Origin of the sequence: Mesorhizobium sp. L103C131B0, assembly GCF_000502275.1 — a bacterium.
Taxonomy (GTDB): Bacteria; Pseudomonadota; Alphaproteobacteria; order Rhizobiales; family Rhizobiaceae; genus Mesorhizobium.
On sequence record NZ_AYXC01000002.1, the window covers coordinates 813,451 to 820,688 of the forward strand.

8 protein-coding genes and 1 pseudogene are annotated in these 7,238 nt (G+C 64.1%); 5 read left to right on the plus strand and 4 right to left on the minus strand.

What is annotated here, in order from left to right:
- Positions 1 to 76: 76 nt before the first annotated feature.
- Entirely contained in the window at positions 77 to 280 is a 204-nt protein-coding gene (locus X730_RS157380) for a DUF1127 domain-containing protein (RefSeq protein ID WP_023741364.1), read from the minus strand.
- Between the two features lie 69 nt (positions 281 to 349).
- Between X730_RS157380 and X730_RS157375 the strand changes: the two genes are divergently transcribed.
- Positions 350 to 1,054, plus strand: a complete 705-nt coding sequence (locus X730_RS157375) for a winged helix-turn-helix domain-containing protein (protein ID WP_023825847.1) — start codon at positions 350 to 352, stop codon at positions 1,052 to 1,054.
- A 217-nt stretch (positions 1,055 to 1,271) separates the two neighbouring features.
- On the opposite strand, the gene ligD is transcribed toward X730_RS157375, so the two are convergent.
- Both ligD and X730_RS157365 read right to left on the minus strand, forming a co-directional pair.
- Positions 1,272 to 3,782 (minus strand): DNA ligase D, encoded by a 2,511-nt coding sequence (ligD, locus tag X730_RS157370; protein ID WP_023825848.1) that lies wholly within the window; start codon positions 3,780 to 3,782, stop codon positions 1,272 to 1,274.
- Positions 3,783 to 3,793: 11 nt separating this feature from the next.
- The gene (locus tag X730_RS157365; protein ID WP_023825849.1) at positions 3,794 to 4,660 is read right to left on the minus strand and encodes a Ku protein; all 867 of its coding nucleotides are present in this window, start codon (positions 4,658 to 4,660) and stop codon (positions 3,794 to 3,796) included.
- Between the two features lie 344 nt (positions 4,661 to 5,004).
- On the opposite strand from X730_RS157365, the gene X730_RS1000000165860 reads away from it, so the two are divergent.
- Positions 5,005 to 5,154 (plus strand): hypothetical protein, encoded by a 150-nt coding sequence (locus X730_RS1000000165860; RefSeq protein WP_196813601.1) that lies wholly within the window; start codon positions 5,005 to 5,007, stop codon positions 5,152 to 5,154.
- Positions 5,155 to 5,333: 179 nt separating this feature from the next.
- Positions 5,334 to 5,759 (plus strand): DCC1-like thiol-disulfide oxidoreductase family protein, encoded by a 426-nt coding sequence (locus X730_RS157360; RefSeq protein WP_031196669.1) that lies wholly within the window; start codon positions 5,334 to 5,336, stop codon positions 5,757 to 5,759.
- 277 nt (positions 5,760 to 6,036) lie between these two features.
- On the opposite strand, the gene X730_RS157355 is transcribed toward X730_RS157360, so the two are convergent.
- Positions 6,037 to 6,498, minus strand: a complete 462-nt coding sequence (locus X730_RS157355) for a RidA family protein (protein WP_023755312.1) — start codon at positions 6,496 to 6,498, stop codon at positions 6,037 to 6,039.
- Positions 6,499 to 6,733: 235 nt separating this feature from the next.
- Between X730_RS157355 and X730_RS157350 the strand changes: the two genes are divergently transcribed.
- Both X730_RS157350 and X730_RS1000000168520 read left to right on the plus strand, forming a co-directional pair.
- Entirely contained in the window at positions 6,734 to 7,102 is a 369-nt protein-coding gene (locus X730_RS157350) for a YciI family protein (RefSeq protein WP_023744856.1), read from the plus strand.
- 7 nt (positions 7,103 to 7,109) lie between these two features.
- Positions 7,110 to 7,238 (plus strand): annotated as a pseudogene (locus tag X730_RS1000000168520) (RNA polymerase subunit sigma-70); the annotation flags it as partial.

The following is a 7,238-nucleotide window of genomic DNA, read 5'->3' on the forward strand; positions in this document are numbered from 1 at the left end:
CTTGGGTTTCGCATCGATAGTTCGAGCGGCGTCGAAACGTTGTGCCGCAGGGTCTGCTAAGCAAAAGCGCTGGCTGTCAGGCCTGCCAGAAGGATTTTGCGCATTCGCGGCGCACATCCTCACGGGTCAGGCCGAGATCGCGCAGCAGATGGTCGTCAACCTCTGCGAGGTCTAGCCGCTGCAGATGGCGGTCGTACCAGCGGGCGAGAAGCCGCCGTTGCAGCCAGGTGACGAACGGGAACGGCCGGCGGCTGGCGAGTGGGGCGGAAGCGGTTGGCATCGGCGTTCTCCTTGATCCCGCCCGACAATAATGCTTATCTGACGAGAATGCTTCGATGGAGGCCTAACTATGCGTGAAGGACCCGACATTGCCCGCATCGCCAGCCTGGTCGGCGATCCGGCGCGGGCAAACATGCTGAATGCGCTGATGGGCGGCACGGCTTTGACGGCGAGCGAACTGGCGCTGGAGGCCGGCGTCTCGCTGCCGACGGCGTCCTCGCATCTGTCGAAACTGATGGAGGGCGGGCTTTTAACTTTGGCCAGCCAGGGACGGCATCGCTATTACGGCCTCGCCGGGCCGCAGGTTGCCGGCATGATCGAGGCGATCACCGGGGTGGCCGAAGCGGTCGGCCCCAAGCGGGCCCGGCCCGGCCCGCGCGACGGCGCCATGCGCGTGGCCCGCGTCTGCTACGACCACCTCGCCGGCGAACAAGCGGTGGCGATGCTCGACCGGCTCGTCGCGCGCGGCATCCTGTTGCGCGACGACAATGAGATCAGGCTCGGGGAGATCCGGCCGGGGGAGATCCGGCTGGGGCCAGCAGCAGCCTCGCATTTTTCGGCCATCGGCATCGACGTCGGCGCCAAGCCGCGCCGGCCGGTCTGCCGCGCCTGCCTCGACTGGAGCGTGCGCCGCTCGCACCTTGCGGGAACGCTGGGCGCGGCTATTCTGGACAAGATCCTGGCGGAGAAATGGGCAAGGCGGGAGAAGGACAGCCGCGCGGTGGTGTTTTCACCGCCGGGGAAGCAGGCGTTCGAGCGGGTGTTTTTGGCGTAGAGGTTCGGCAGCGCTAATTGGGCGACGCTGGCGGGACAGCACCCCCCTCTGGCCTGCCGGCCATCTCCCCCTCAAGGGGGGAGATTACGCGCTCAACAGCTTTCGCCAATCTCGAACATCGTAAAGGTGAGCTGCGCCTCGAAGCTGCCAATCTCCCCCCTTGAGGACAGAGGGGGGTGTGACGGAACGCTTGCGTAGCAGGTGAGGCGCGCGACGCTCACCCCCGCTTCAGCACCTTCGCCTGCTCGAAGAAATCCGCCCACGGATCGGCCTTCTCCAATTCCTTCAGCGTCGTCTTGTCGCCGATCGGGAAGGAATTCGGCGCTAGCCCCTTCTCAACCTCCGCCCACGTCACCGGTACCGAGACCGTCGCGCCCTTCTTGGCGCGGGAAGAGTAGGGCGCGACGGTGGTCGAGCCCCTGCCATTGCGCAGATAGTCGACGAAGATTTTTCCGGTGCGCGCCTTTTTCGACAGCGTCGCCGTGTAGCGGTCGGGCGCGGCCTGCTCCAGCGCCTTGGCGAAATCATGCGAGAAGGTTTTGACCGCCTCCCAATCCGCCGACGGCTTCAGCGGCACCAGCACGTGATAGCCCTTGCCGCCTGACGGCTTGACGAAGTTCGGCAGCGACAGATCGTCAAGCTTGCCCCTGATGTCGAGCGCGGCCTCGCGCACCGCCTTGACGTCGACGCCTTCGTCGGGATCGAGATCGAAGATGATCTGATCCGGCTTTTCCAGCTCATCGATCTTGCAGCCCCAGATGTGGACCTCGACCACGCCGTACTGGACCAGAGCGGCAAGGCCGTCGAAATCGCGGATGAACAGGATTTCCTCGCCATCGGTCGGGTCCTTCATGCGGGCAATCTTGTCGCTCATGCCGGCCGAAGCATGTTTCTGGAAGAAGCGCGGACCGCCGATGCCATCCGGCGCCCTGACCAGGCTGAGCGGCCGGTTGACGATGAACTGCTCCATGCGCGGCCAGACCAGCGCGTAGTGTTCGAGCAAGTCCTGCTTGGATATTTTTTCCTCGGGCCACAGCAGCTTGTCGGGATGGGATAGTTTTACGCTGGTCGTGATCGTCGCGGGCGCCTTAGCCCCGGCGGCCTTGCCGGCGCCGCCTGCCGCCGGCTTTGCCTTGTTTGCCGCCTTCGATGGCTTTTCCTGCACGACTTCCTCCGCCGGCTTGTCCTCGCGCAGTCCCTGGAACGACGCGTGGCGTATTATACGGTCCGAGGTCCAGCTGCGGAACTCCACTTCGCCGACAAGTTCGGGCCTGACCCAGACCAAACCCTTGCCCTTTGGCACCGCGGCGGCAAACGGCGAGGCGTCTGCCTTCAGCGCATCGAGTTTTTTCTTCAAATCGGTGGCGCTCCTGGCTGTGAAGCCCGTGCCGACGCGGCCGGCATAGTGGAGCTTGCCGCCCTCGTGGTAGCCGACCAGCAGCGAACGCAGGCCGCGGCCGGTCTTGTCCGAGGGCAGATACCCGCCGATGACGAATTCCTGGCGGGCCGTGCATTTCGACTTCACCCAGCTTGGGCCACGGCCGCTGCGGTAGGGCGCATCGGCGCGCTTGGAGACGATGCCTTCAAGGCCCATGCGGCAGGCGTGCTGCAGCATGATCTTGCCGGGCTCGGCGAAATGGTCGCTGAAGCGGACGGGGGCATTTTCGGCCGTCTCGCCGAGCAGCTCCTGCAGCGCCTGCTTGCGCTCGACCAGCGGCTCGCGGCGCAAATCGTTGCCGTCAAGCCGCATAAGGTCGAACACATAGTAGGTGAAGCGGTCGGTTCGATTGGCGGAGAGATCCTGCTGAAGCAGCGAGAAAGACGAAACGCCGCTGTCGGCGAGCACGACGATCTCGCCGTCGATGATGGCGTCGCTGCATTTCAGCTGGGCCAGTTCCGCGACGATCTCAGGGCCGAATTTCTCCGTCCAGTCGAGGCCGGTGCGGGTCAGCAGCCGCACCTCCGTGCCGGCGATCTGCGCCTGCATGCGGTAGCCGTCGAATTTGACCTCATGCAGCCAGTCCTCGCCGGGCGGCGCCTCGCGCTCCAGCGTCGCCAGTTGCGGCTCGACGAAGTCGAGGCGCTTGCCGGCTTTCGCCTTGCTGGATGCCGCAGGCTTGTTGGAGTGCCAGACCTTCGGCTTCTTGCCGTCGGCGGTCTTGCCTTCCGCGACCTCTTCGATGGTCAGGCCGGACTTCACCGATTTCGGTGCGTCCTTCAGGATATCCTCGCCGGGGCGGGCGGCGGCATCGTCGGATTTGATCAGCAGCCAGTTGTCGCGCTTTTCGCCAGGGCGGGGTCTTAACCTGACCAGATGCCACCGCCCATTCAGCTTCTGGCCGTTGAGTTCGAAGTCGATATGGCCCTTCTTCATCGCCTTGGCGGGGTCGATCTCTGGCGTCCATGTGCCTTCGTCCCAGACGATGACGGTGCCGCCGCCATACTCGCCCTTGGGAATGGTGCCCTCGAAGCCGGCATAGTCGATCGGGTGGTCCTCGACATGCACGGCCAGCCGCTTTTCGTGCGGGTCGAGGCTCGGGCCTCGCGTCACCGCCCAGCTCCACAACACGCCCTCATGCTCGAGGCGGAAATCATAGTGCAGCCTGGTCGCGTCGTGCTTCTGGACGACGAAGATGCCGCCGGGCTGCTTGCCGCGCGCGACCTTGCCCGCCGGCTCGGCCGTCTTCTTGAAATCGCGTTTGGACTGATATTGTTCGAGGCTGGCCACGGCGCCGACCCTCAAGCCGACTTGCGCTTGGGCGCAGAAGCTTTCGCCTTGCCGCTTTTTGCCGCCGGCTTGGCCTTCTTCGCCGGGCCTTCCGCCTGGCCGCCATCGGACAGGCTCTTCTTCAGCGCGTCGAACAGATTGACGACATTGGACGGCTTGGGCGCGGCCTGCGCTTTCGGCGCCTTCGTGCCGGCCTTCTTGGCGCGGATCAGTTCGAGCAGCGCGTCCTCATACTTGTCCTCGAATGTCGACGGATCGAACTTCCCCTTTTTCTTGTCGATGATGCGTTCGGCCATATCGGTCATCTCCTGGTCGGTCTTCACCGCCTTGATGTCGCCGAAGATGCTCTCCGGCTCCCGCACCGTGTTGCCGTAGCGCAAGGTGGTCAGCACCATGCCTTTGCCGCGCGGCTCGATGACCACGGGCCGCTCGCGGCTATAGAGCACGACGCGCGCCAGCCCGGCCATCTTCTTGTCCGCCATGGCATCGCGGATGACGGCAAAGGCCTCCTCCGACACCTTGTCGGCGGGCGTGACATAATAGGGCGTGTCGAGATAGATCTGCTCTATCGAGGCTTTGTCGACGAAGCCGTCCAGCGCCATCGTGTGCGAGGACTCGATCTGCACCGCTTCGATCTCTTCGTCCTCGATATGGACGAACTCACCGGGGCTCACCTCATAGCCCCTGATCTCGTCGCCATCGCCCAGCGGCTTGCCGGTTTCAGAATCGACATAGATGCGCTTGACCGTGTTGCCGGTCTTGCGGTTGAGCACCCGGAACGAAACTTTTTCGGCGTGGGTGACGACGTTGGTCAGTTCGACAGCGCAGGTGACCAGCGACAGTTTCAGATAGCCCTTCCAGGCGGGGCGAGGTGCCATGGCGAACTCCTGCGCGATGCGGTTCAAGCGAGAACGGGCAAGGCCCGTTCCGGTTCCGGGCGCGCAACCAGGGGCATTTCGGCAGCGAGCATGGAAATTTCGAGAGGCTCGCCAAATCTGAACAGAACCGCGCTCAAGCGACATCCATACGAAACATATGTGATGCAAAAGTCACAATGCCGGAAATGGCGACGAACCACACCGAAAGACCCCCAAACAGCCGCATTCCGGCCACGAAGCATGGGGTTTTCGACCAAAGATTAACATCGTGTTCACCGACTATTCACGCCTCGACACTATGATCCCCGCAATCGGACGGGACATCCGAAAATCGGGACAGGGACTTGAGTAAAATGAAATTCTGGGGCCACATCGCCGGCTATGCCGCCGCCATCCGCGAGTTCATCGCGCCGACCTATCGGCCGGAGCGCTACTACATGCGCGGCCCGGGTCCGGCCTGCGCCCGTCGCGGCAGCTCGCTCGGCGCGCATTGATCATGACATTCGAAACGCGTCACGACAGCCGGATCTGCAGACCGGAGGCCGATCCCCGCGCAACCACCTATCGCGCCGAGCGCCCCGCGCTGGCCGCGAGAAGCCGTGCGACAACGCCGCGGCTTTGATCCCGCTGCCGGCGGGCTTAGTGTCTGAAGACACAAGCTGCCGGACGTCCCGTGACTTCTTCTCCTGAACCCTTCGAGGCCAGCCAGCCATTGATCGTTTTCGACGGCGTCTGCGTGCTGTGCTCGGGCTTCGTACGCACGGTGGTCGGGCTCGACCGCAAAAACCGCTTCCGCTTCGCCACGGCGCAGTCGCCCTTCGGCGAGGCGCTGTTCCAGAGATACGGGCTGCGCACCGACAGCTACGAGACCAATCTGGTCCTTGTCGGCGGCGCTCCCTTCATGCGGCTGGACAGTTTCATCGCGGTGATGGCCGAACTGGGCTGGCCGTGGCGGGCGGCGAAAGCGCTGCTGCTCATCCCGCGCCCCTTGCGTGACTGGCTCTACGAACGCATCGCCAAAAACCGCTACGCCATGTTCGGCCGCAAGGACAGTTGCGAGATCCTGTCCGCCGCGATACGTGCGCGCGTGATCGGCTAATCACATGTCACCCAAAAGTGACCTCGGTTCCGGGAACGACATACGCAAAAAGAGCGGCGCGATGAGGCTTCTGGTCGTTGGCGGCTATGGCATTTTCGGCGGCCGCATCGTGCAATTGCTGGAGAGCGAGCCACGCCTGTCCTGCTCGTCGCCGGGCGCTCACTGGCCAGAGCCGAGGCCTTGTGCAACGCCCGCACCGGCGCGGCGGCGCAGCTCGTGCCGGCGCGCTTCGATCGCAACGGCGACGTCGCGCAAGGCCGGCCTGTTCGTTCGCGCCTCAGTCCGGCAGCGCCGCGACGGCGACGATCTCGATGACGATGTCTGCCTGGGCAAGCGCTGCGACGCCGATTACCTCCGAAGGCGGCGGATTGTTGTCGCTGCAATGCTTCGGACAATGCTCGGCGAAAAGCGCGTCCAGCACGTCGAGACGAAAATTAGGCGAGCTGAGGACGCCGCCGTCGGGAAATGGCCCTTTGACGAAAAAGGTCAGCCTGATGAGATGGTCGAGCCCGCTGCCAAGTTCTTCCAGATCCGATTTGATGTTGCCGAGAACTTCCCGCCACTGCGCCGCGGCATCGCCGGCGAAGCCGCCACCCTTCTTGCCGGCCGGATCGTAGTCAGCCGATGTCGCGGTGTTGCCGCAGAGATAGACGGTGCCTTTCGCACCGCTGACGACCGTGCCTTTGCCCCATGGCATCAACCGGCCGTTCTTGAATTTCTTGTGGGTCACGAGTTCCATTCTCTTCTCCCACGCCTCGTGTGACGTGCCCGCCAACGACAGAGGATAGTGCTGTGCGGAGCCACGGCCAGTCCGCTGCCGGTCATCCGCCAGCAGACGAAGGAACATCTGGTCCTTGCGAAATCTCCTGGCGGAGGCGAAAGTTTTTTCTGAAGCCTGTCGAAATCGGCCGCCGCCGCGCGACATACGTCTGGCCCCGCTAGGACGCGGCCTTCGAAACCACGGGAGAAGACCCATGCGATACATGCTTTTGATCAACAGCGACGAAGCAGCGCAGGCGAACACGCCAATCGAGAAGGCTCAGCAGATGAGCGCAGCATATGCCGCCTATACCGAAGCGTTGAAGAAATCCGGCGCATGGCTCGCCGGCGAACGGTTGCGCCCGACCCAGGCGACCACCTCGGTGCGGATCACAGACGGCAAGACCAACGTGATCGACGGCCCCTATGCCGACACCAAGGAGCAGCTTGCCGGCTTCTACATGATCGAGGCGGCCGATATCGATACCGCCATCGAGTGGGCGGCGCGCTGTCCGGCGGCGAGCGCCGGCACGGTCGAGTTGCGGCCGATCTGGGAAATGGCCGACTACATGCCCAAGAAATGAAACCGTGATGGACAATCGCCCGGAGATCGCGCGGGCGGCGGCCGAAGCGGCCGCCCGGCAGAGTTACGGCAAGCTGGTCGCCTGGCTAGCGGCGCGCACCCGCGACGTGGCCGGCGCCGAGGACGCGCTGGCCGAG

Coding starts and splice junctions, on each gene's coding strand:
- X730_RS157375 (WP_023825847.1), top strand. CDS start 350: ATGCGTGAAGGACCCGACATTGCCCGCATCGCCAGCCTGGTCGGCGAT.
- X730_RS157355 (WP_023755312.1), bottom strand. CDS start 6,498: ATGGAACTCGTGACCCACAAGAAATTCAAGAACGGCCGGTTGATGCCA.
- X730_RS157350 (WP_023744856.1), top strand. CDS start 6,734: ATGCGATACATGCTTTTGATCAACAGCGACGAAGCAGCGCAGGCGAAC.
- X730_RS157365 (WP_023825849.1), bottom strand. CDS start 4,660: ATGGCACCTCGCCCCGCCTGGAAGGGCTATCTGAAACTGTCGCTGGTC.
- X730_RS157380 (WP_023741364.1), bottom strand. CDS start 280: ATGCCAACCGCTTCCGCCCCACTCGCCAGCCGCCGGCCGTTCCCGTTC.